The organism is Idiomarina baltica OS145, from assembly GCF_000152885.1.
Taxonomy (GTDB): domain Bacteria; phylum Pseudomonadota; class Gammaproteobacteria; order Enterobacterales; family Alteromonadaceae; genus Idiomarina; species Idiomarina baltica.
Window position 1 is genome coordinate 444,629 of record NZ_CH672404.1, and the last position, 23,617, is coordinate 468,245.

Sequence of the window (23,617 nt, forward strand, 5' to 3'; positions counted from 1 at the left end):
CTCTAAAACCAGTGCCTAAATGTCCAAACTGCGGCATAAAAAGGCTTTAAGTAGTTATTCTTTATTTCTACGTACTCCCATTCAAAGGTTGGATGACTCAAAAAGACTACATTGGCCCTATTAATAAAAATAATTATGAAGAAAATATATTTTTTAATTTTAATGACATTGACCATTACTTATTCTCATTTATCTATTTCAAGTGAGGATATATTAGAAAATGAGTCTGTGGCACTTGAGAGTTTGGCGTATCAACTTAGAATAGACCCTTGGTTTCTAAATAAATTGAAAGACACTAACTCAGGTGAATTGTTAAAAGTTTACAAAAGAATAATTAAAAAGTTCGAAAAAATAGGTAGTTTAGAAGACCTGTTAGTGCAAGTCGGCCACTATTGCCGTATTCAAGCTGGATACGGGGAATGCAATTTTAATGGGACTGGAAAATTCGGTGATTTTCTTTACATTTTGGAAGACGCTGTATGGAAAGCTAAAATGATTGTCGTAATTTCTCAGAGAAGCCCGGAAAGAACAAGAGTGTTTCAGTGGGGTAGTAATGAACCAGTATCCCTATTATATGATTCATTTAATGAAAAAAATAATATTTGCAAAATTTCTGCTGATATTTCTCCTTTAAGATTAGTGAAATCATTAAAATATGACGATATGCGATTGATTATTTTAGATGAAGATAATGCTGCTATAGAACCTAAAAGGATATTTCAACTCGATATTACGGACTCACAATGCGCTATTAAAAATCTGAAACCTGAATTCAGATAATAACCGCAGCACTCATGTAATGGAATAAGTCGGAAGGAGGTCAGCTACCCACATGTGGTAGTCTTACTTTTCGACCAAAAAAAGTGAGTTCCAACATGAGTTATCGGCAGCTGACCGAGGGACAACGATACCAGATTTCTGCGTTGCTCTCAGAAGAATTTTCACAACGAGAGATTGCGAGAAAGCTGAATATTGCGCCCTCGACCGTCCATCGAGAGTTGCGACGTAACAACAGTTTATGTGGGTCTTATGACCCTCAACTGGCTCAAAAGCGCACGTTAAAACGGCGTTCAAAGCCAAAGCCCAAAAGGGTTTGCGCGAATACCCGAAACGCCGTCGAGCTTATGCTCGAGATGGACTGGAGTCCGGAGCAGATATCAGCTATCTGTACGCGGATAGGTTATCCAGTCAGTCACGAGTGGATTTACAATTATGTACTGGCTGACTTTTATCGCGGTGGTGGTTTATTTACTCACCTTCGCCACCGGTTAAGACGCTATAAAAAACGCTTGCACAAGCAACGCGGTCATATTTTAGGTCGTCGCTCGATACACAATCGGCCTGCAATTATTGATGACCGAGAACGCTACGGCGACTGGGAAATAGATACCGTTATCGGCAAGCGCGGAACCGGAGCTATCGTTACACTTTTAGAGCGTAAAAGCCGATTTTATCTCGTGAAAAAAGTCACAAGTAAACACGCTGATGCCGTTGCTGACGCGACTATAGAAATGCTGCAGCCCTTTAAGGCTCTGGTTCACAGCATTACGGCCGACAACGGTTTAGAATTTGCAGGTCATGAACGAATTGCAAAAGAGCTCGAGACCGACTTTTATTTTGCTGACCCGTATGCTTCTTATCAGCGCGGCGCGAACGAAAATGCGAACGGCTTATTGCGTCAATACGTGCCAAAAGGTACTGATTTGAGCACTGTAACCAACGAGCTGATAGCTAAATATCAGCAGCGCTTGAATTTACGACCCAGGAAAACTCTTGGGTTTATTCAGCCAGACATAATTTTTAAAGAGCAATTGCAACAAGCTATGAGCGAGTGTTGCAGTTATTAGTTGAATCTAGGAAATAATGTTTTGAATCCAATGTCCCGCCCTTCGATGGTGGGGCTTTTTTTAGCCTTTGAATGCTGCTTGGGGTTTGTCACCAAAGCTGGAGAACGGGCTTCGTAAAATTGAATCCAACTCGACAGCCTCGCCCTCGCGGGGCTTTGTTTTTGGTGCTCAATTGGAGAGGCATCGAGAACTAGACTATACTGCTAACACATTGGATTAAAAGAAATTTTCTTACTATGCATTATTGATCGTACTGTCGACTAATGTATATGCAGGCACGATACTATGATCCGGTTATCGGGCGTTTTTACAGCAATGATCCTAATTGTACCAACGTGATTAAAAAAGGTGGTTCTTCTGGTAGAGAGAGTAGAGCTGGCGCAGTCAAACGGATTGTCTCTGAAGTTGAAGCTATAGGTGATTTCAAAAATAAAGGTGAAGCTGATTGGTTGTATGAGCTGATTGATGATAGAAACCTTGAAGTTACAGTTCAAGCTGGATTGATTACAGTTCGAGTGTTATTACCTTTGCGGTTAGCTCCTAATGGTCATGTTCAGGCTGATGCAATAATAGTAGGAGGGTATTCTGTTCATGGTCAAAGTACCATTAGACATAGACCAGATGGAACATATGGTATATACGATGGGAAATATGACTTTGAAATGCACTGGAATATGTCTCCACGAGAAATTTCAAGAGAAATGTTGCGGAATTTTGGTACTTTTTTTGGAGCGCCAATAAGTGGAACACCATTTCAAATACATTATCATGGAAATGTTGGTACAGTAATTCCCTACCGTCCTTAAAAATATATAGGTATTAAGGTAGCTAAATGAAATTTATAGACATAAAGACTAAGTATTTAAAAAAATTATTAATATTAGTAATTTCATTTTTAATTGTATCTTGTGAACAATATAAATTAATGAATTCTAATTTATCAGTGAGTGAAGACACAGATCACTTATATGTATATGATAAATCGAAAAATTTGATAATCATTGATCAGTTAGTTGTAGATTATGAAATCAAAGGTGATGAATTATTTGTTCTTCGAATGGTTTCTGACAGTATTGATTGTTATGACATCAATAATGTTCCAACCATAATCACTCATTATTCAGAAAAAAAAGAATACTGGATTATAAACTTAGGCAAAGATGAAATTGATGGGCCATTTGACGAAAATACATTTAAACTCAAATTGAAAAGTAAAGGGCTTTCGGATATAAATTTGAAAGTCCCAACAAATTACCGAGCCAATACTGAATATTTTATAAAAGAAAAGTCAGCTTGTTATAGAGTTGAGTAACACTTTTACACTTTGAACCCAAAGCCTCGCCCTCGCAGGGCTTTTTTCTTTGCTTACATCAAGACAAGTAGTAGCTGTTCAATATTCAGATGAGACGGTGCAGGGTCAGGGCATCAATAGTTGGTGGCGAGGGTGAGTAAATACACCATCGCCACCGTAAAAATTAGTGAGAACGTAACTGTAAATCCACTCGTGACTGATTGGATAATCTAGTCGCGTGTAGATAACCGATACCTGCTCCGGACTCCAGTCCATCTCTACACAAGCCCTATGATGTTTCGCTTATTCTCGTAAACTCTTTTGAGCTTTGGCTTGGGCGTAATGTTCTGCTATTTACACGAAGCCTTTTTCAGCTATCGACTTATAAAGATGGAATGCTATTTTTTCAATTCTAAGTTAGACAATGAAAATTAGCTCTGTTTATAAACGCTCAATGATGGCGTCTGTAAAGTCAGTAGTGCCATGACTACCACCTAAATCGCGCGTTGTACGATCACCTGATTCGATAACCTCAGCTAAAGCACGAGTAATTTTCTCTGCTGGCTCAGGCATTTCTAAATACTCAAGCATTTGCACAGCGGCTAAAATGACCGAGCTTGGGTTGGCTAAATTTTTACCTGCGATATCCGGTGCTGAACCGTGTACAGCCTCGAAAATTGCACAATCTTTGCCTATGTTTGCACCAGGCGCCATACCAAGACCGCCAACCAGGCCTGCACAAAGGTCAGATAGAATATCGCCGAATAAGTTGGTGGTGACTAATACGTCGAAGTCTTCTGGGTTCATCACCAAGCGCATGCATGCTGCATCAACAATCATCTCGGCTGATTCAATGTCGGGGTATTCATCAGCGATTTCGCGGGCGACTTTTAGGAACAGTCCAGAGGTTGATTTAAGGATATTTGCCTTGTGTACCGCTGTCACTTTCTTACGGCCTTCGCGGCGAGCAAGGTCATAGGCAAAACGCACGATACGTTCAGCTCCAGCGCGTGTGATTTTGCTCATTGCTTCCGCTTCTGAACCATCTTCACTGACTTTCTGACCCAAACCTGAGTACATACCCTCGGTATTCTCTCGCACCGTGATAATATCGATATTGTCATAACGTGCTTGAGTACCTTTGAATGACTTCACTGGGCGTAAATTCGCGTACAGACCAAAGCGCTTACGCAAACTGACGTTAATTGAAGTAAAGCCTTCTCCAACCGGAGTTGTTAATGGGCCTTTTAAGGTAACGCCGTTCTTAGCTATGGCGTCCAATGTAGCTTGTGGCAACAACTCACCCGTTTTCTCGAGCGCTGTGAGACCTGCGTCGACAAATTCGTAGTCGAATTCACAGCCCGCTTTTTCTAGAATAGCGAGGGCCGATTTGACGATATCGGGACCAATACCATCGCCTGGGATCACTGTGATTTTTCTGCTCATATTCGTTCCTTATGCCTAGCTACTACATTAAATTAGGAGTTTGCGGATTCCGAAAGTCTAGCACTACAACCGCCGATGGACTAGCGTGGATATTATTCGCTTGGGTGATTGTAATCATTCACTGCGCAAATGTGTGTGTTTAATGGCGTATAACTATGACAAAACGATATGGCCTCGTTTTTGATACGCAATAACTGCGTCGCATCTAAATTGAGGCGTTCGCAAAGTTTGGGCAGTAACGCGAGCCAGCGTTTAGGCGTTTGTTTTTCTCCTGCATAAAGCTGTTGTAAAAGGATGCAGCCGAGCAAGAAAACTGTTTGTTGTTTATTCGTCACTTCATGTTGAACCCTGATTAGGTGATTTACTTGTTCAGGTAGCCGCCAGCGATGAATTAGAATGGAGCTATATTTTTGCCTTTCAATTTCTACAACTGCGCCGATAATAGAGAATATACTGAGCGATGTATCATCGGGTACAGCGGGCCATCGAATGGCACTGGCAAGCGTAGGATGATGTATTAGGTCAGTTGCAATAATCTGCGCGATTAGCTTCTCTCGTACAGGCCATTTAATTTGAGCAGTTTGATTAAGTCGCCGCCAGAGTTCAATAAGTAAGGACAGTCGCTGCATCAGGCTCTCATGCAGCGGAATACGATGGCGGTCAAGGTGTTGCTGCAAACTGGCGGACGCCAGCACACGAGACGCCCGTTGCGCGCCAAGATAGAGGTACGCGTGTTTTGTTGATTTAAACGGGGCTACCTGCGCATGCTCACGCGCAGCTTGATGGAGCGCCTTTCTAAGACCCGGCTGTTGTTCAATTGCTGCGATGATTGGAGTTAATGAATCTGTTCCATCCGCAAATCGCTTGATTGCTTTAAGCAGTGTCTTGGGCGGTTTGACTGAGTTATTCAGATACGCTGGCGTCGCTCTCTTGTGCTGTAAAGCCGGTTCGAGGTGTTCGCTGGTTAGCTTTTCTACCCTGTACGGTCGACTTAGTTCAGCGTAGGGCCAATACTCTAGGTGATGTTCGCCGATTAAAAGTTGGTTTAGGGTTCCTTTGCCGTCTAAGGCGAGTTGGTATCGCGCCAAGTGCAACGACCAATCGACTAAATAGTACGCATAGTGGTGACGGCGTTCTTTTTTATGAAGACATGCATGTAAAACTTCAGATTTTAGACGATTCGTATTGCTTAAGTGGGTCGGCAAAGTACGAATTAATACTGCAGTCATTAATAGTCTTCGGAAAGGTGTAGCTAAACCTAGCTCATAACTCAACTTGAATACATTGATTGCGCTTTGAAGCGCAAGCGTGTGTGGCAGGTTTTGCGCTCGATGACCCAGTGCCCAGTGAGCAAAATAGTCAGGCCACTGATATTCACTTATCTCGTATTCAAGCTTCTTGGTTTGTGCGTATATTTCAACGGCAGTGGAGTGTACTAGTGCAGAGCGAAACGACGTTAAAAATTCATCTAAACGATTCATTGAGTGCCTTTATAGCTATCGTATGCGCCACTCCCCCAAGCCGTTAGTTGGTTATTTTCAAATAATAACGCAGTACACTCGTCCTTGGTTGTGATACCGTCGGAAGTCACATGATGTGTGCGATAAAATAGCACGTGGAGATCACCGCGTGAGGTTTCCTTTGCTTCATTTATATCAGGCGATCCGAGCATACGGATCACCTGATCCTTTGACATACCGAGTTCGAGCTGACCGATTTGCATTGCGTTGTAGGTTTCGCGCTCCTGCCACTTCATATCCGCTGGATCTGCTTGGTAAAATACTTTTACCAGTCCTAGAATGGCGATGTAGTCGACAATACCTACAAACAATACTAAGCCAAGCTTGCGCATTCGATTAGTCCGTAATGACTTTATAGCACGGGTTGTATACTGAACCCGGCAGCTTCATGCGACCTTGTTCAACAAACGCTCGTAATAGCTCATCAAGTCGCTTCATTAGACTTTGCTCACCATGAATCGTAAATACACCGTTTTTGCGTATCTGACGAATACCTTCATCTTTCACATTACCTGCCACGATTGCTGAGAATGCGCGACGTAAGTCCGCGGCTAAACGTTCTTTGGGTTGATCTGGATGAAGGTTGAGCGCAGCTACATTTTCATGGGTTGGACTGAAGGGACGCTGGAACTCTTCATTAATCTTTAATGTCCAGTTGAAGTAGTAAGCATCACCCGAGTCACGTCGATATTGTTTCACCGCTGCCATACCCGCATGCATGTGTTGAGCTACGGCTGCCGGATCATCAATGATTATTTTGTATAACTGGCGGGCTTCATCACCGATAGTCGCACCAATGAATTCATCTAAAGCTTCAAAATAGTCACGCGATGATGCAGGACCGGTTAAAATGACAGGTAAGCTTTGGCGCTGATTATCAGGGTGCATCAAAATTCCCAATAAATAAAGTAGCTCCTCAGCAGTTCCTGCACCACCTGGGAATATGACAATTCCGTGTGCGCACCGCACAAACGCCTCAAGACGTTTTTCAATGTCAGGTAAAATCACCAACTCGTTGACAATTGGATTAGGTGGCTCAGCAGCAATAATGCCTGGCTCTGTTAAGCCCAAATAGCGACCACCTTCAACACGCTGTTTTGCATGACCAATTGTTGCGCCTTTCATCGGACCTTTCATGGCTCCTGGCCCACAGCCAGTGCAGATATTGAGTCCACGCAAACCGATATGATAGCCGACATCTTTCGTGTATTTATACTCAATCTCATTAATTGAGTGTCCACCCCAACAAACCACCATATTGGGCTCTTCTTGAGGGCGTAATGTACGTGCATTTCGTAAAATATCAAAAACAACGTGAGTCAAGGTCGCGCTGTCAGCGTGCTCTAAGTCAGTTTCTGAATAACGCTCACCCGTAAACAAGATGTCACGCAAGACTGATTCAAGTAGCTCTCGGATGCCGACAATAACCTCACCATCTACGAAGGCTTCTTCTGGTGGTTCGATAAGCTCGAGTTTGATCCCGCGCTCACGGCGAATGATATTGACTTCAAAGTCTTTATAACTGTCGTAGATATCCGCTGAGCTATCGGTGTGGCTACCTGCGTTAAGAACTGCTAAGCAGCAGTTACGAAAGAGCTTATAAAGTTGACTATTTGATGATGCTTTTAATCGTTCGATTTCTAATTGTGATAGCAGGGACATGCTTCCCTGAGGTGAAATACTTGCTTTCATTACTTATTTCTTACTCCTAAACAGTGTTCCTCAATTCGATACAGCGCTTGCTAATACAATTTTATTTCTGCCTGTCTTCTTGGCTTCGTACAGTGCGTTATCAGCTGTTTCGAATAGTGAGGTTAACGATTGGTTGACCTGCTGTAACTCAGCAATACCAACCGATACGGTAATCCTAATATCTTCTGATCTAAATTTGAATGGGATATTACGGATACGTTCACACGCCTTTTCTAAGCGTGCTTGAGCATCTGCGATCGGTGTGTTGGGGAACAGTACGACAAACTCCTCTCCACCATATCGACAGACAAAATCTGATTCATTAACTGCCTTTCTTAACATACTTGCAATGACTTGTAACGTTTTATCGCCCGCGCTGTGACCGAAATTGTCGTTGATACGCTTAAAAAAGTCGATATCTAAGACGGCGATGCTGACAGGTTCTTTCGTTCGTTTGAAGCGTTGTTCTTCGACCCGCATACGTTCTTCGAGTGCGGCACGGTTAGGTAGCTTCGTTAGACTGTCTTGTAAGCTTTTAAATTTTTGCTCAGCCAACTTTTGTTTGTAATGATGCACCTGTTGTTCAAAATGTGTCAGTTTGCTGTTCAGTTTTGCCGTGGTGCGCTCGAAGTGCTGTCGCTCATGCTCTTCTAGTGCCAATTTTTCTTTCAATGTTTCATTTAACTGACACAGGTGGCTTGCTACTTCTTGCTTAAGTGTCTCTAAATGTTGTGCGCTCTGCACCGATGCATTTAATCGATCAACGTTAGATTGGAGTTGTTCATTGAGGCTTGAATTTTCACTCTCATAATGACCTCGCTCATTTACACTTTGATTGAGTGTGCCTTGAACAACACCTAGGGTTTGCGAAATTTCTAACAGAAAATTCTGCGCCGATTGGCGCTCGAGACTGACGCCATGAATGATGGTTTCTAGTAAATTGACTAACACTGAGAGTAATTCGGTGTTGTCGAGTTTCCCTTTAAGTTTTCTCGCGATTAAGTTGAGCTGTTGCTCTGTCGAGCCATTAAACTCCAATTGCGTGATAAGCTTAAGCACTATTTTTTGATGCGCTTGGCTTTGCTGTTCTGGTGCACTTACGATGTCACTGCCAAGCCGCTGACAATAGTTGAGCAGTGTAATCATCAACGGCATATAATGCATGATTGAGACGTGTTGTGATTGACTCAATTCAATGATGCGTTGTAACTCCGAACGCGCGCTCTTTGATAGGTTGGGTTGCTTGAGTAACCAGTTGAGTGTTGCAAAGGTGACTTCGTGAGCATCTTTTAGATTGCGCTGAACTTGGTTGGCAACAGATTGGATATGAGCTTCTGACTCTGTCATAACAGGTTTCAAAAGTTCCATTCCACTGTTTCTTTGTAATAAACCGCGCAGCTTGGTTAACGCGTTATCAAGGTTTTGGTCTAAGCCTCCGCAAGCATATGAAAGCTGCGTTAGCATGTTGGAAAAATGAGTCCAGTCGTGTTGGTATTCGTCCTCGAGCTGTTTTCGCGACTGAATCGTTTGGTTGAGTCGCTTTTCTAATATAGCTAGTTTTTCTTCGGTCGAATTCGATTGATTCAAAACTCAGTCTCACAGCGTTTTCTTATGTTCATGCTCATAGTGTATACCATTCAATTATAAATGTTCGATGAAAGCACGTAAAAATTTGCCTGAAACCCGCTCATTAGACGGTAAAAATATGCGTCTAATCGCACAGACTCCCGCTCTTTGTTTCATCATGCTACTCTACGTCGGCATACTTACTTATAAAAATTAAAACCAGCGAGCTCATCACAAGGAGTTAACGTGTTTAAGAAATCTTTATTAGCACTTGCAGTCGCTGCATCAACGCCCGCTTGGGCCGATGTTGATTACCACCTTAATTTAACGAAGCCGACCCATCACACTGGCCAAGTTGATATTGTGTTCCCTGACGTTGAAAACGATTATATAGACGTCCAAATGCCAGCGTGGCGAACCGGTTATTATCGTATTTTAAATCTTGCCAATGGCGTACGTGAATTTAAAGCAACGTCAGAAGATGGTGAGTCACTGACTTGGGAAAAAATTGATAAAAGCACATGGCGCATTCACTTACCGAAGTCGGCGCAAGGTGATGACGTTAAGGTCAACTATCAAATTTATGCGAATCAACTCGGACGACGTAGTCGCCACATTGATGACTCTCACGCCTATTTAGACGCGTCAGCAGTGTTTATGTATGCCGACGAGTACCGCTCAGAGCCAGTGACGGTCAGCCTTGATGTGCAAGACGGTTGGCGCAGCGTATCAGGCATGGAGAAAGAGGCAGAGCATACGTTTGTGGCGGATAATTGGGATATCTTAGTTGACTCACCCATTGAGACAGGTATCAACGAACTGTATAAATTCAGTGTTGACGATCGTGACTACGAAGTGGTTTTTTGGGGTGAAGGCAATTACGATGCAGAACAAACCGTTAAGGACTTAGAAAAGCTTGTTCAGCAGTCGCAGAATATTTGGCAAGGTCATCCCTATGAACGTTATGTATTTATGATCCATGCGACTTCGGGAGCAGGTGGCGCAACCGAACATCGCAACTCGACGATCATTCAGCGTCCACGCTATAGCTACGCAAGCAGAGACGACTATCTAAGCTTCTTATCAACAGCTTCTCACGAACTGATTCATACTTGGAACGTAAAAGCCTATCGTCCGGAAGCCTTAGTGCCATACGATTATCAGAAGGAAAATTACACTGACCTATTCTGGTTAGCTGAGGGCTCAACAAGTTATTTCCAAAATCATTTGCTGATGCAAGCAGATATCATGACGACTGATGAGTATTTCGAACGCGTTGCTTCTGGGATCGAGCGTTTTTACGGCAAACCGGGGCGTGAAATCATGTCTGTGTCAGAAGCATCGTTTGAAGCTTGGAGTGACCAGTATGGCGATCGCGCTCACAACTTCTCAGTTAATATCTACTCAGAAGGTGCGATGGTTTCTTGGTTGTTAGATCTAGCGTTAATTGAGCGCACTGATGGCGAGGTGACTTATCGCGATGTTCATAATGCACTTTATCAGCGTTTTGATGCCGATGAGGAAGGCTTTAATAGTGATGATGTCGTCGCTATCTTAGATGAGCTGACAGGTCAGTCGTGGCAGCAGTGGTGGGATGAGCATGTTAATGCGCCCGTCGCTGAGATCAATTTTGATGAGTTGCTGAATACCGTTGGTATGAAGCTGACATTTGCTTCAGCTGATGAGCAAAAACCTTGGGCCGGTTGGCGTGGTAAAGCAGCCGCTGAGGGTGTTGAATTGGTTCAGGTAGAGCGAGGCTCACCTGCTTGGGACGCCGGTTTTACTCCAGGCGACGTGATTGTTGCTTATGATGGGCAGCGTGCGGCCGATGGACGTTTCGAAGAAGCTCTGCAAGAGCGTGAAGTCGGTGATACGGTTGAAGTCACATTCTTCCGTCGTGACCAACTTCATACTGCTGAACTAGTACTGGGCGAAGAGCAACATACAGGTGCGAAAATTGAGCCGATAGAAGCACCTTCTGCTAAACAGAAGGCACGCTTCTTACAATGGTTACAAATTCCTCACCCGAATGCGAGTTAATCCTACTGCCGTGCAAGGCGCTGCCCACTCGGTGGCGCCTTTTCAAAGTTCGAACGAAACGGATTGATATCTAATCCACCTCGACGCGTGTAGCGGGCGTAGACAGTCAGTTGCGTGAAGCCCAAGCGCTGCAGGTCGATAAAAATACGTTCCACACACTGTTCGTGAAATTCGTTGTGTCGTCGAAAACTAATCAGATAGCGTAGTAAGCTTGCGCGATCGAGACGTGGTCCAACGCCATGTATGTAAACTGATCCCCAATCAGGTTGATTAGTAATTAGGCAGTTTGATTTAAGTAAGTGGCTATGCACTGAAATTGATTCAATGATCGAGGTATCGACTGTTAATAGGTCTGGTTGGTAATCGTAGGTGCTTACTTCAATATCTTGTTCGTCAATACACGCCCCTGGTAAGCCACTTATCGGCGTGCCACTTAATTCATCTAAAGAACTTAAGCTGACTAAGACATTAGCACCGGCGCAGGTCGACAAATCGTGCTGCATGATATCCGCAACGGTTTGCCAGTCTTCGAACCGACTCTCGTTAAAGCTATTTAAATAGAGTTTAAATGACTTTGATTCAATTAAATGAGGGCTATCACAGGGCACAGAAAATTCAGCAATAGCCACTTGCGGTAAGCCTCTATTATTCAGCCATGAGACTTCATATCCCGTCCAGTCGTCTTGACCATCAAACGGTAGTTTTTGAGTTATCCCAATGGGTGTGCGATTAAGTTCGCGAGCTACAGCATGCAACTGGCTCGGGTCGTATGTGGTTGGGTAATCAGTGGCTTTACCCAAGTTTAGGTGAGCGAGTGGGTCGTTTTTTTGCATTGATGCGCTCCATGGTAAACTAAATTAGTTAAATCTATTTTACGCTGTTAAAAGGAAATGCACCAGATGAACCCCGTATCAACTGAACACGCCGTTAGCGTTTTGTTAGAGCGCTACCTCGAAGTGATCCCTGAACCCAAAACCGAATGGGTTGAAGAGTGGGATGCTAAGATATATCAGCAACGAATAGGTGAAGAGCAGGTTATTTGGCGGCCTGTAAAGCGTGATGAAGTGCAAGACTTTAGTAAGTTAGAGTCAGCATTAGACATGCGATTTCATGACAGTGTAAAACGATTATTTGGCGATTGGTTCAGCGGTGATCTCAGTCTCGCTTTTGCAACTGGTGAGACAACCCCGTCAATGGGCTTTGAATTGTTGATGCCGCAATGCCAAGAGGATGCTGAACGGCTGCTGCAAAATCTGACGGGGCACATTTTGATGAAGCGCAAGTTGAAGCAGCCTGTCACGATTTTTATCGGTATTTTACATGAACATGATGATTGCTTGGTCTCGATAGATAACTCCACAGGAGAGGTCGCACTTGAGTGGTTAGGGAAGCTACAGCACCAAACCTTAGCGGTCGATCTCGCTACATTTTTATTGCAATGTCAGCCACATAGTGGTGAAAATGACTAAGCAATGCGAGCTTAAAGTAAAGTGAGACATCATTAAATGCATTAAAAACAATGGGTTATTATTTTGGTGCGATTTTTGCTTAATTTGTCGTGAGTGCGCGAATGAGCACAATTCTTAAAATAACTAAAAATCGGAGATTGAAGATGGAATTCAGAAAGCTTGCATTGACTGGACTTGCGGGAATGATGACGCTCTCACTGTCGGGATGTATTGTTGTGAGTGAGCCTAGCTGGGATAAAGACGATCCACAGTATGATCAAATTCACGACGAGCGGGGCAATCGTCAGACAATTGCTCAATTAAATTTAAATGCTGATTTTGAGTCTGTCCGTAATAAGCTCGGTACACCTGATTTTACTGAACGATGGACCGAGGATGGCGACCAGTATCAAGTGCTTTTTTACCGGACGCAACGTGTTCACGCAGACGGTATGACCACTAAAGATGAGTGTACCCCGATTGTATTTAAGAATGGGTCACTGATTGGGACAGGTCAATTGGCTCTCGACAAGGTGATGTAATCAGAGTAGGTTGGTGATAGCGTACTATGTAATAGGAGAGTTGCTATGCCAACCGAAGTTGCCGTATCAACACAGGACGTTGAGCTTGTAGAGCTGGACGTATGTCAGCTCAATAGCGTAGCGTCCTTATTGTTTCAAACCTACCAAAATGATGCGCTGATGCAGCGTATCTTTCAAGCCGACAAAGCGGACTATGAAAAGCGTTTACGCGCAGCGATACGCGAGGAATTGATTGCTCAGTGGGACAATGGGCAACCCATTATCGCGGCGATGCATGATGAAGCGCTGTTAGGTGTCGTATGTCTATCAAAGGTTGAACATCAATTCGGACCTACCAGCCGATGGAACTGGTACATTTCGATGTTATTGACAGCAGGTTGGGTAAGTACGCGTTACGTACTTGATAAAGAGCGCCAAATAAAGTCATTACTCAAAGATCAACCCTGCTATCTGATTTCTTTCATTGGTGTCGCCGAGCAGTATCAACACCAAGGTATTGGGCAGTTACTGTGCCAAGCGGCGTTACAGGAGAGTGTTGAACGCGGTGGCGTTAAACAGTTGGCGGTATTTACTTCTGATCAGCAACAACAAACGTTTTTCAACCGTTGTGGCTTTACGCAGCAGCACGCTGTTGACGTTCATGACGTACCCGGCGCACTGCTCACCCTGAACGTCGATTAGTTGGGTTCACGAAAAGGCGGGAGATCGACGGCAATTAACTGACTATTATGCAAGGTTAACGTGCCTTCATAACGTGAAGTGCCGTCACTACTAAAGCCCATCACAAAGCGGCTTCGCCAGCCCGGATGACGACCTTTAAAAGACCAACGCGTGCTGACTTTCTCTAAATCTAGCATTTGCAGTCTCTGTTGCTTGCAATACCAAAGCGCGTGTTGGTAGGCATGCTCCGTTTGACGTCGGTGTTGCCAGAACAACCAAATCACACACAACAATAGTAAGAATAATAGTACATCAAATAGAGTGATCATGAGGCTTGTTGCGTCTTAAGTTTTAGGAGCTGCTGCTTGACCTCGATAGAAATATCATTTTGGGCTATTTTACGCAGTACCAAAGGGCGCAATTCTGGCAGTGAAACAGCGTCCTCGAATAACGCCTGAAACCATGTCTGTTGAAGCTCAGCAATGCGCTCAAGGTACAATCGGAGTAGCTCTTCATTTTGTAGTGTGGGCCATAAACGAGCGCCCACGACCGTTAATATATTGGCGTCGATTGGCTGCTTTAATAGGGTCATTACTGCTTTTTGCACACGTTTATCGTTGCTCATGCTCGCTAACGCCCGCAGAGCGTATAACGCACGTGTCTCATTCGCTTCGGTCAACTCGTTCAGATAGAAGTCGCGCAACTTTGCGGGTATTGAGTGTTGTTCTAGCGCCTCCGCTAAATAACGTTGTACCGTGGGCGCATAGTTTGTGTAATGCTCAGTAATCGCGGTTGCCAATTCGGGCAGATTCATTAAACGAGCAGCACAATCATGTAAGCCCTGTACGCCGATATGTTGCCAATCGTCGTGTTTGCCCATCAAGTAGTCAAACGTAGTATCAAAGTACTGGCTCGGTGCAGCTTGACGCTGAGTTGAAATATGTGCATGTAGTGCGGCACGCTGGGTTTGGCTCGGAGTAAATAAATACGGATTATGCTTGAGCTGCTCTTCTTGTTCTTTAGTCAGGGCATCAGTGAGTTGCTGGCCTAATGCGGATACAACATACTCAAGATATTGGTCACGCGCAGCAACATTCAGAAGTCCCCGTTCGTCCAGAGGAAATTTTAAGAACCACAGATAGTCCTGTTGCGGACTACTCTTGTGGCGAAATAGAATGGCCAGGTGCGCGTGATGAGCAAGCGGAAACGGATGAGGTTGCTGTTGGTGTTCAATAGCGGCAAAGGTCTCTACTGAAATTTGACTGAGTCGCCGACCCAAATCAAATACCTGAAATTCAGTGTTGCCTGCTGCCAAAAACTCGCCAATGGTTGCTATCTTATCAGTCACTCAACGTCTCCAAGCTTGAATTTAATTCGGTTTTCAATCAGTATTGTCGCCATTATATCGGTTATCAAACCTAAAGTGGTAATGGAGTCTCCGATGGAGCAGTATCAAAAAGCGGCCCGGCTACTCGATCGTATCGAACGAGAGTTAAATAGCTTGGGCCTCTGGCAATCTCATCAACCGCCTGTTGAAGCGTTGGATAGCCAACAGCCATTCGCTATGGATACCCTCGAGTTTCATCAATGGCTACAATTCATAATGATACCGCGAATGTGGTCATTGATCGATGCGAAACAGCCTCTTCCCGATTCAATCGCCGTCAGTCCGATGGCAGCGCATTCCTATCGAAATGCGATTGAGCAACACGAACAACTGATTGAGTTAATCCGTGAATTTGATGTCTTATTAAGTGGCTCTGATCCGTTGCAAGACGATGTCTGAACCCGACTTATTACAGGTCGTCTATAAAGACGAGTATCTCGTGGTGATAGATAAGCCTAGCGGCTTATTGGTTCACCGTAGTTGGCTCGCTTCGGATGCTAAGCGATTTGCAATGCAAATGCTCCGAGACCAGCTCGGTCAACGGGTTTACCCTGTTCATCGGCTTGATAGACCTACATCGGGTCTACTGATTTTTGCACTTTCGTCCGAGATTGCACGTGCGCTCAATGAACAGTTTGCCGAACGAGATATCAAGAAAGTCTATCATGCCGTTGTACGAGGCTATGTGGATGATGCTGGCATTATCGATTATGCGCTAAAAGAAGAGCACGACAAGATAGCTGATAAGCAGGCGCAGGCGGATAAACCGGCTCAGGAAGCCGTTACGGAATATCAATGTGTTGCTCGCGTCGAGTTGCCATTTAAGGTCAGTAAGAAACATGATACGAGCCGCTACTCGTTGGTCAAGTTAATGCCTCTAACAGGGCGTAAGCATCAGTTACGTCGGCATATGTCGCACATAAGACACCCAATTATTGGCGATACTCGGCACGGGGAAGGGCGGCACAATCGTTTTTTTCGTGAGCATTTTGATTGTCATCGCTTGCTACTAGCATCTACCGCGATCGAATTTCAACACCCCAAGACAGGCAAACTGTTGAGCGTTGAGATTGAAGTTCCAGAAATATTATCACGCCCGTTCGTCAGGTAACGGGCGTGATAATATCATAAGTACTGATTTATTCTGCGCTGCGTAGTAACGCATTAATACCGACTTTTGCACGCGTTTTAGCATCAACACGTTTAACAATAATTGCGGCATAAAGGCTGTGCGTACCATCGGCAGAGGGGAGTGCGCCAGGCACAACGACGGCTCCTGCAGGAACACGACCGTAGATGATTTTGTCGTTTTCACGATCGTAAATGCGTGTGCTTTGGCCTATATAGACGCCCATTGAAATGACTGCGCCTTCTTCAACGATCACTCCCTCGACGATTTCAGAACGTGCGCCAATAAAGCAGTTATCTTCAATAATCGTTGGATTGGCTTGTAGTGGTTCGAGAACTCCGCCAATACCCACGCCACCAGACAGGTGAACATTTTTACCAATTTGTGCACACGAACCGACGGTCGCCCAGGTATCCACCATACTTCCATCGCCAACGTATGCGCCGATGTTTACATAGCTCGGCATGACCACTACATTACGACCAATGAAGGCGCCTTTGCGAACCATCGCAGGCGGAACGACACGCATGCCCTCCGCACGAAAACGAGCACTGTCATAGTCGGCAAATTTAGCGGGGACTTTATCCCAAAAACGCGTTTCGCCGCCTTCGATGAGGTCGTTATCGTTCAGTCTGAAAGATAATAGTACCGCCTTCTTCAGCCATTGATGAACGATCCACTCCCCAGATACTTTTTCTGCGACACGTAATTCACCACGATCGATTTCATCAATGATATAGCGGACGACTTCACGTAGCTCATCATCATCGGTACGGGGAGAAATTTGATCACGCTGCTCAAAAGCTTCATTGATTAACTTTTTATACTTTTCAAACGACATGTTTGCCTCATTATCCATCTAAATCACTGGTAATTTGCTGTTTAAGTGCCAGCTTTTGTTCATCTGAGAGCGCTTCACCACGGTGTGAAGATACAATGAATAGATCCTCAGCTTGCTCTCCTATAGTGGTTATTTTTGCGGCTAAAAGACTGACATCAAGACGTTGCAAAATGGCTGCTATACGTGCGACAAGTCCCGGCCTATCAAGTGCTACGAGCTCGAACGTCGTACGTCCGCGATGTTTTACTGGTAAAAAATTCACTTGCGTTTTAACACTAAAGTTCTTTAATCGACGCGAGAGTGGCCGGTTATTCTTAGGTACTTTTCGGCGCCTATGTAAGACATCAAGCAGGTGCTGCTTCACTTCCTCAATGCGACGCGTTTCAGTAAGTGGTTTTCCGTTCCGCTGCAGTAAAACAAAAGTATCCATCACGAAGCCGTCACGAGTTGCCAATATTTGAGCGTCTAAGATAGTCAACTGCTGGCTATCTAACACACCTGCGACGGCAGCAAAAAGGTGTCCCTCATCATGGTGATAAACAAACAACTCAGTAGTACCATAGTTGTTTTCGTCACCAATTAGAATCAATGGCAGTTCGTCATCTTTTAGTTGCAATATATGCTGGGAGTGCCAACTAATCTGCTCCGCCGTGTGACGAAAAAAGTAGTCCGCTGTAAAGCGCCCCCAAAGCGCAAGAATGGCCTCTTTTTCATAACCGCCACTCAGTAACAAAGCCATTGCATTGGCTTTATTTTGCTGGATTTTATCACGCACGTCGAGCGTTGGTTTACTACTGTTTTGTTCTAATAAATAACGAGTCGCGTTATACAATTCTTCGAGTAAGGTTGCTTTCCAGTTATTCCAAAGCGAATGGTTAGTCGCGCGAATATCCGCTACGGTGAGACAATAAAGAAAGTCGAGTCGTTCAACCGTATCCACAATATTGGCGAACTCTTGAATCACGTCAGGGTCATGAATATCGCGTTTTTGTGCAGTCACCGACATGGTTAAATGGTGTTCTACCAGCCAACTAATTAAATCGCTGTCTGCTTGACTGTAGCGATGTTGCAAACAAAAATTACTGGCATCCATCGCACCGAGTTCAGAGTGGTCTCCTCCACGACCTTTGGCGATATCGTGGAAAATGCCCGCCAAGTAGAGGCAATGTCGACGCGTCATTTGAGCTACGCGTTCTTCGCATAAAGGAAATTGCCCGACATACTCTGGATCTGAAAAACGATAAAGGTTGCGTACTAAACGAAAGGTGTGTTCATCGACCGTGTAGGCGTGGAAGAGGTCAAACTGCATTTGACCTACAATCTGCTGCCATTGGGGCAAGTAGCTTGCTATGACGCCATGATGATGCATTAAGGCAAAAGCACGACCACAGCCTGATGGATGTTCGATAAGTCGCTTAAACCAGAAACGACAGTCGGGATCATAGCTTAATGGTTCGTTGAGCTGAGCACGCGCGTTACGTAATTGACGAATCGTGTGTGAATGGATGCCTTCAATTTCTGGGTGTTCAGCAATAATTACAAATGCTCGAATCAGCTGGCTATGGTCTTCGAATACTTCATCGTGGCGTGCACTGAGCAGGTGTTGATTGATCGCAAAGTGTTCATCGATATCAATGGTATGATGCAGGTCTTGCGGGTTAAGGATAGCTTGCTGAAAAAACTGCAGTAGCATCTGATTCAGCTCACTGACACGAAGTACGACCTTAAAGTAGTCTTTCATCATCAGTTCTACTGATTGCTTGCCTTCATTCCCGTAACCAAGACGCACTGCAACGCCGGGTTGAAAATCAAATAGTAATCTATCCTCGCGTTTGCCTACTTCAAGGTGAAGTGCGAAACGAATACGCCAGAGCCAGTTCATACATTCACGTAGTTCAACAAATTCATCGGCCGTCATGTAACCGAACTCGACTAGGCTTTCGTCCGAGTGGGTTTGGAAATGACGTTTGGCAATCCAACCAATGGTTTGAATATCGCGAAGTCCGCCAGGGCTGGATTTAATATTAGGTTCAAGGTTATACGATGTACCGTGATATTGCTGATGTCGTTGCCTTTGTTCGTCAAGCTTCGCTTGATAGAAGTCTCGGCTTGACCAGGGGAAGTCGGATAATAATCGCTGCTCATAGTCGCGAATGAGCGTTTCATCACCCACTACGGGTCGGCTCTCAATTAGGTTGGTTGCCGTGGTGATATCTTCAGAAGCGGCACTTAAGCACTGGGAAACTGTGCGTACCGAGTGACCTACATCGAGGTGCAAGTCCCATAGAAAAGTGACAAATTCTGACACTGCACAACGTGATAATGTATCCTCGCAATCAACTAAAATGAGTAGATCTATATCGGATCCGGGATGTAAGGTATGACGACCATAGCCGCCTACCGCAATCAACGCCATAGATTCATTGGAAAAGTCAAAGCGATGCCAGAGTTCTGTTAACAATTGATCGAAAAATTGAGCCCTATGGTGAATGAGCTCGTCAATATCGGCAGTGACAAAGTGGCCTTCTGACCAACGATGATAGTGAGCAATGAGTTCGCGGTAGGCTCCGGCCTCAAGCGCAAGGTTTGAGGCGGGCCAATGTGCATAAAAATCTGCTTGCTCGGTATCCATCGTGTTATTCGCTATGCTGAATGACACGGGGCAGGTCAGTTTCTTCCTCTCGCAGTGTGAGTACTTCAACACCGTTGTCGGTGACCAATAAGGTGTGCTCCCACTGTGCGCTCAGGCTGCGGTCTTTTGTAAGTACGGTCCAACCGTCTTTCATCAACTTAGTGTGGCGTTTACCTGCATTGAGCATCGGCTCAATCGTGAAGCACATACCCGGCTCTAACACTTCACCCGTACCGGCCTTACCATAGTGGAGCACTTGTGGTTCCTCATGGAATACCGCACCAATTCCGTGACCGCAGTATTCGCGAACAATCGAATAATTATGTTGTTCAGCAAATTTTTGGATGACCTCTGCGAAATCACCTAAGCGAATACCTGGCTTCACCATTTTTATCGCTTTGTAGAGCGATTCTTGCGTGGTTCTTATTAAGCGCTCGGCGAGGATAGAAGGTTTACCGACGACGAACATTTTTGAAGTGTCGCCATGATAGCCGTCTAACTTGACGGTGACATCAATGTTCATGATATCACCCTCTTTCAACTTTTTAGGTCCAGGAATGCCGTGACATACGCAGTGATTTACCGATGTACAAATCGATTTTGGAAAACCATGGTAATTGAGCGGAGCAGGGTATGCGCCGTGATCAACGATATAATCGTGACAGATTTTGTCTAACTCTTCGGTGGTCACACCAGGTTTGACGTGCTCACCAATCATCTCTAAAACACTGGCCGCTAAGCGACCCGCAGCGCGCATTTTTTCGATTTCTTCAGGCGTTTTGATCGATATACTCATTAAATACGGTCTCTTAAATTGGGCTACTTTTTTGCTTGTACATGCAGTCTACCAATTTAAACCCCGCTTAGCCATGCTCGGATGAGGATCGACGGCGGCATTTTTGTCGCTTTATGATTGCAGGACAACAGTGGATATGGTATAAAATGCGCGCTTTTTAAAAGCGAAAATTCACTTTAAATTTAAACCACACATATATCGACACATACCACGGGGTGCCCAATCGGGTCGTGCTATGGGGTATATGGAGGCTTAACCCCTACAAAAGGAAAAGTATTATGGCAAACGTGTCAATGCGTGACATGCTGAAAGCAGGTGTCCACTTCGGTCACCAAACCCGCTTCTGGAACCCAAAAATGAAGCCGTTCATTTTTGGCGCTCGCAACAAGATCCACATCATTAACCTTGAAAAAACTGTGCCTATGTTCAACGACGCGTTGAGCTACATGCAGCACGTTGCTTCAAATAAAGGTAAAATCTTGTTCGTAGGTACTAAGCGCGCAGCCGCTGAGCCTGTCAAGGAAGCAGCGTTGAACTGTGGTCAGTACTACGTAAACCACCGCTGGTTAGGTGGTATGTTGACTAACTGGAAAACCGTTCGTCAATCAATCAAGCGTTTGAAAGATCTTGAAACCATGAGCCAAGACGGTACTTTCGACAAGCTGACCAAGAAAGAAGCGTTGGTTAACACCCGCGAAATGGAAAAGCTTGAAAAAGGCCTTGGCGGTATCAAAAACATGGGCGGCTTGCCTGACGTATTGTTCGTAATCGACGCTGATCACGAGCACATTGCGATTAAAGAAGCCAACAACTTAGGTATTCCAGTTGTTTCTGTTGTTGATACCAACTCAGATCCAGATGGCGTTGACTACGTTATCCCAGGTAACGACGACGCAATCCGCGCAGTACAATTGTATTTGAATGCTGCAGCAGACGCGATCAAAGAAGCTAAATCAGCGCCAGTAGAAGCAAAAGACGCTGACGATTTTGTTGAAGCTACCGAATAATTGAGGATCTAACCATGGCAATTACTGCTGCTCAGGTAAAAGAACTTCGCGAGCGCACAGGCGCTGGTATGATGGACTGCAAGAAAGCATTGCAAGAAGTTGACGGCGACATGGAAGCTGCAATCGAGCTAATGCGTAAAAGCGGTCAAGCAAAAGCGGCTAAGAAAGCCGGTCGTGTTGCGGCTGAAGGCGTTATCTTGGTTAAGTCTGAAGGCAACCAAGCGACACTCGTTGAGCTTAACTGCGAAACTGACTTCGTTGCACGCGATGATAGCTTCTTGGCATTTGGCGAGAAAGTTATCAACGCAGCGTTCGCTAGCAAAGAAAACGATGTTGAACAATTGAAAGCAACTGATATCGGCGGCGAAACTGTTGAAAAAACCCGTGAAGACCTTGTTGCTAAAATCGGCGAAAACATGAACGTACGTCGTGTTAAGACGATTGAAGAAGGCAACACTGTTGCTACATACACTCACGGTGCACGGATTGGTGTAGCTGTTGCATTAAATGGTGGTGATGAAGACTTAGCGCGCGACTTGTGTATGCATGTTGCTGCGAGCAGTCCTCAGTTTGTTAAGCCCGAAGATGTTGACGCTGAAGTCGTTGAAAAAGAACGTGCTATTCAGGTTGATATCGCAATGCAAAGCGGTAAACCAAAAGAAATCGCTGAGAAAATGGTCGAAGGTCGTATGCGTAAATTTACTGGCGAGATCAGCTTAACTGGTCAGCCGTTCGTAAAAGACCCTTCTATGACTGTTGGCGAATTGCTTAAGCAAGCGGGTGCAGACGTAGTTACATTCGTACGCTTTGAAGTGGGCGAAGGTATTGAGCGTAAAGAAGAAGACTTTGCTTCTGAAGTACAAGCTCAAGTGGCGGCGGCAAGCAAAGGTTAATTCTTTGTGCCAGGGTCCACAACCCCAATGTGAGTAATAGAAACCGCGTCTTGAGCGTTCAGGACGCGGTTTTTTTTAGAAAAATGGATATTGAGAGGCAAGCATGAGTACCCACCCAAAACCAACATATCGACGTATTCTTTTAAAACTTAGCGGTGAAGCATTAATGGGCGATGAGCCTTTTGGCATCGACGCAAAAGTGCTGGATCGCATGGCTCAAGAGATCAAAGAGCTGGTTGAGCTCGGGGTCCAGGTTGGACTTGTCATCGGTGGTGGTAATTTATTCCGTGGCGAAGGCCTGGCAAAAGCCGGAATGAATCGTGTAGTCGGTGACCACATGGGGATGCTTGCAACGGTTATGAATGGGTTAGCAATGCGAGATGCGTTGCATCGCGCATTCGTGAATGCCCGCTTAATGTCTGCTATCGAGTTGACAGGTGTCTGTGACAGTTATAACTGGGCAGAGGCAATCAGCCTACTTAAGTCTGGGCGTGTCGTTATTTTCTCAGCCGGAACCGGCAACCCATTTTTTACGACAGACTCAGCTGCGTGTTTGCGTGGCATCGAAATCGAAGCAGACATAGTGCTAAAAGGCACCAAAGTCGATGGCGTGTATTCAGACGATCCTGTTAGTAATCCAGACGCCACGCTATATCGCCATATCAATTATCAAGATGTACTTCAACAACAGCTGAAAGTGATGGATTTAGCCGCCTTTACGCTGGCTCGCGATCATGAATTACCGATTCGTGTATTCAATATGAATAAGCCAGGTGCGTTACGATCCGTGATTCTGGGCGAAGAAGAAGGTACACTAATCAGTAAAGACGCTGAATAAACGAAATCGAGAAGGTAAAAACAGTGATTAACGATATTATTA

25 protein-coding genes are annotated in these 23,617 nt (G+C 44.8%); 13 read left to right on the forward strand and 12 right to left on the reverse strand.

Going from position 1 to position 23,617, the window contains the following annotated elements:
- Positions 1 to 111 precede the first annotated feature (111 nt).
- The 4 genes from OS145_RS05750 to OS145_RS05765 all read left to right on the forward strand — a co-directional run bounded on the left by OS145_RS05750 (position 112) and on the right by OS145_RS05765 (position 3,159).
- Positions 112 to 780, forward strand: a complete 669-nt coding sequence (locus tag OS145_RS05750) for a hypothetical protein (protein WP_131382152.1) — start codon at positions 112 to 114, stop codon at positions 778 to 780.
- Between the two features lie 95 nt (positions 781 to 875).
- The gene (locus OS145_RS05755; protein WP_006955285.1) at positions 876 to 1,847 is read left to right on the forward strand and encodes an IS30 family transposase; all 972 of its coding nucleotides are present in this window, start codon (positions 876 to 878) and stop codon (positions 1,845 to 1,847) included.
- A gap of 263 nt (positions 1,848 to 2,110) precedes the next feature.
- Positions 2,111 to 2,653 (forward strand): RHS repeat-associated core domain-containing protein, encoded by a 543-nt coding sequence (locus OS145_RS05760; RefSeq protein ID WP_006955286.1) that lies wholly within the window; start codon positions 2,111 to 2,113, stop codon positions 2,651 to 2,653.
- Positions 2,654 to 2,679: 26 nt separating this feature from the next.
- Positions 2,680 to 3,159 (forward strand): hypothetical protein, encoded by a 480-nt coding sequence (locus tag OS145_RS05765; RefSeq protein ID WP_006955287.1) that lies wholly within the window; start codon positions 2,680 to 2,682, stop codon positions 3,157 to 3,159.
- A gap of 105 nt (positions 3,160 to 3,264) precedes the next feature.
- Here OS145_RS05765 and OS145_RS13415 read toward each other — a convergent pair whose 3' ends face one another.
- From OS145_RS13415 to OS145_RS05790, 6 genes are all read right to left on the reverse strand, one after another.
- Positions 3,265 to 3,414, reverse strand: a complete 150-nt coding sequence (locus tag OS145_RS13415; RefSeq protein WP_165477447.1) for a hypothetical protein — start codon at positions 3,412 to 3,414, stop codon at positions 3,265 to 3,267.
- A gap of 165 nt (positions 3,415 to 3,579) precedes the next feature.
- Positions 3,580 to 4,584, reverse strand: a complete 1,005-nt coding sequence (locus tag OS145_RS05770) for an isocitrate dehydrogenase (RefSeq protein ID WP_006955288.1) — start codon at positions 4,582 to 4,584, stop codon at positions 3,580 to 3,582.
- A 92-nt stretch (positions 4,585 to 4,676) separates the two neighbouring features.
- Positions 4,677 to 6,065, reverse strand: a complete 1,389-nt coding sequence (locus OS145_RS05775; RefSeq protein ID WP_006955289.1) for a hypothetical protein — start codon at positions 6,063 to 6,065, stop codon at positions 4,677 to 4,679.
- Positions 6,062 to 6,436 (reverse strand): DUF3192 domain-containing protein, encoded by a 375-nt coding sequence (locus OS145_RS05780; RefSeq protein WP_006955290.1) that lies wholly within the window; start codon positions 6,434 to 6,436, stop codon positions 6,062 to 6,064. Before OS145_RS05780 ends, OS145_RS05775 begins: the two co-directional genes overlap by 4 nt.
- A gap of 4 nt (positions 6,437 to 6,440) precedes the next feature.
- Complete coding sequence (gene ppnN / locus OS145_RS05785; protein ID WP_006955291.1) at positions 6,441 to 7,796, reverse strand: nucleotide 5'-monophosphate nucleosidase PpnN; 1,356 nt, start codon at positions 7,794 to 7,796, stop codon at positions 6,441 to 6,443.
- Between the two features lie 30 nt (positions 7,797 to 7,826).
- The gene (locus OS145_RS05790) at positions 7,827 to 9,383 is read right to left on the reverse strand and encodes a GGDEF domain-containing protein (protein WP_006955292.1); all 1,557 of its coding nucleotides are present in this window, start codon (positions 9,381 to 9,383) and stop codon (positions 7,827 to 7,829) included.
- 225 nt (positions 9,384 to 9,608) lie between these two features.
- Here OS145_RS05790 and OS145_RS05795 point away from each other — a divergent pair, with 225 nt between their 5' ends.
- Positions 9,609 to 11,402 (forward strand): M61 family metallopeptidase, encoded by a 1,794-nt coding sequence (locus OS145_RS05795; protein ID WP_006955293.1) that lies wholly within the window; start codon positions 9,609 to 9,611, stop codon positions 11,400 to 11,402.
- 2 nt (positions 11,403 to 11,404) lie between these two features.
- Here OS145_RS05795 and queF read toward each other — a convergent pair whose 3' ends face one another.
- Positions 11,405 to 12,235, reverse strand: coding sequence for an NADPH-dependent 7-cyano-7-deazaguanine reductase QueF (gene queF, locus OS145_RS05800; protein WP_006955294.1), 831 nt, complete (start codon positions 12,233 to 12,235; stop codon positions 11,405 to 11,407).
- A gap of 66 nt (positions 12,236 to 12,301) precedes the next feature.
- Between queF and OS145_RS05805 the strand changes: the two genes are divergently transcribed.
- The 3 genes from OS145_RS05805 to OS145_RS05815 all read left to right on the forward strand — a co-directional run bounded on the left by OS145_RS05805 (position 12,302) and on the right by OS145_RS05815 (position 14,073).
- Positions 12,302 to 12,871 carry a SecY-interacting protein Syd gene (locus OS145_RS05805; protein WP_006955295.1) on the forward strand — a complete coding sequence of 190 codons (570 nt, stop codon included), beginning with the start codon at positions 12,302 to 12,304 and terminating at the stop codon, positions 12,869 to 12,871.
- A gap of 143 nt (positions 12,872 to 13,014) precedes the next feature.
- On the forward strand, positions 13,015 to 13,392 hold the full coding sequence (locus tag OS145_RS05810; protein WP_006955296.1) for a DUF3192 domain-containing protein: 378 nt from the start codon (positions 13,015 to 13,017) through the stop codon (positions 13,390 to 13,392).
- Positions 13,393 to 13,437: 45 nt separating this feature from the next.
- Entirely contained in the window at positions 13,438 to 14,073 is a 636-nt protein-coding gene (locus tag OS145_RS05815; RefSeq protein WP_006955297.1) for a GNAT family N-acetyltransferase, read from the forward strand.
- Here the strand turns inward: OS145_RS05815 and OS145_RS05820 are convergent.
- Both OS145_RS05820 and OS145_RS05825 read right to left on the reverse strand, forming a co-directional pair.
- Positions 14,070 to 14,381, reverse strand: a complete 312-nt coding sequence (locus tag OS145_RS05820; protein WP_006955298.1) for a DUF3301 domain-containing protein — start codon at positions 14,379 to 14,381, stop codon at positions 14,070 to 14,072. The genes OS145_RS05815 and OS145_RS05820 overlap by 4 nt on opposite strands.
- Positions 14,378 to 15,400 carry a DUF3549 family protein gene (locus tag OS145_RS05825; RefSeq protein WP_006955299.1) on the reverse strand — a complete coding sequence of 341 codons (1,023 nt, stop codon included), beginning with the start codon at positions 15,398 to 15,400 and terminating at the stop codon, positions 14,378 to 14,380. The genes OS145_RS05820 and OS145_RS05825 overlap by 4 nt, the downstream gene beginning before the upstream one ends.
- A 93-nt stretch (positions 15,401 to 15,493) precedes the next feature.
- On the opposite strand from OS145_RS05825, the gene OS145_RS05830 reads away from it, so the two are divergent.
- Together OS145_RS05830 and truC are read left to right on the forward strand one after the other, a co-directional pair.
- Positions 15,494 to 15,838: a YqcC family protein gene (locus tag OS145_RS05830; protein WP_006955300.1), complete on the forward strand. Its 345-nt coding sequence runs from the start codon at positions 15,494 to 15,496 to the stop codon at positions 15,836 to 15,838.
- Positions 15,831 to 16,550, forward strand: coding sequence for a tRNA pseudouridine(65) synthase TruC (gene truC / locus OS145_RS05835; protein ID WP_006955301.1), 720 nt, complete (start codon positions 15,831 to 15,833; stop codon positions 16,548 to 16,550). Before OS145_RS05830 ends, truC begins: the two co-directional genes overlap by 8 nt.
- Before the next feature lie 28 nt (positions 16,551 to 16,578).
- On the opposite strand, the gene dapD is transcribed toward truC, so the two are convergent.
- The 3 genes from dapD to map are packed head-to-tail and all read right to left on the reverse strand — an operon-like array spanning position 16,579 to position 20,837.
- The gene (gene dapD, locus OS145_RS05840; protein ID WP_040487836.1) at positions 16,579 to 17,409 is read right to left on the reverse strand and encodes a 2,3,4,5-tetrahydropyridine-2,6-dicarboxylate N-succinyltransferase; all 831 of its coding nucleotides are present in this window, start codon (positions 17,407 to 17,409) and stop codon (positions 16,579 to 16,581) included.
- A gap of 10 nt (positions 17,410 to 17,419) precedes the next feature.
- The gene (gene glnD, locus OS145_RS05845) at positions 17,420 to 20,041 is read right to left on the reverse strand and encodes a [protein-PII] uridylyltransferase (protein ID WP_006955304.1); all 2,622 of its coding nucleotides are present in this window, start codon (positions 20,039 to 20,041) and stop codon (positions 17,420 to 17,422) included.
- Positions 20,042 to 20,045: 4 nt separating this feature from the next.
- Complete coding sequence (map, locus tag OS145_RS05850) at positions 20,046 to 20,837, reverse strand: type I methionyl aminopeptidase (RefSeq protein ID WP_006955305.1); 792 nt, start codon at positions 20,835 to 20,837, stop codon at positions 20,046 to 20,048.
- A 278-nt stretch (positions 20,838 to 21,115) separates the two neighbouring features.
- On the opposite strand from map, the gene rpsB reads away from it, so the two are divergent.
- From rpsB to pyrH, 3 genes are all read left to right on the forward strand, one after another.
- Complete coding sequence (gene rpsB / locus OS145_RS05855; protein WP_006955306.1) at positions 21,116 to 21,844, forward strand: 30S ribosomal protein S2; 729 nt, start codon at positions 21,116 to 21,118, stop codon at positions 21,842 to 21,844.
- Between the two features lie 14 nt (positions 21,845 to 21,858).
- Positions 21,859 to 22,737 (forward strand): translation elongation factor Ts, encoded by an 879-nt coding sequence (tsf, locus tag OS145_RS05860; protein WP_006955307.1) that lies wholly within the window; start codon positions 21,859 to 21,861, stop codon positions 22,735 to 22,737.
- A 103-nt stretch (positions 22,738 to 22,840) separates the two neighbouring features.
- Positions 22,841 to 23,575 (forward strand): UMP kinase, encoded by a 735-nt coding sequence (pyrH, locus tag OS145_RS05865; protein WP_006955308.1) that lies wholly within the window; start codon positions 22,841 to 22,843, stop codon positions 23,573 to 23,575.
- The last annotated feature ends 42 nt before the right edge of the window (positions 23,576 to 23,617 follow it).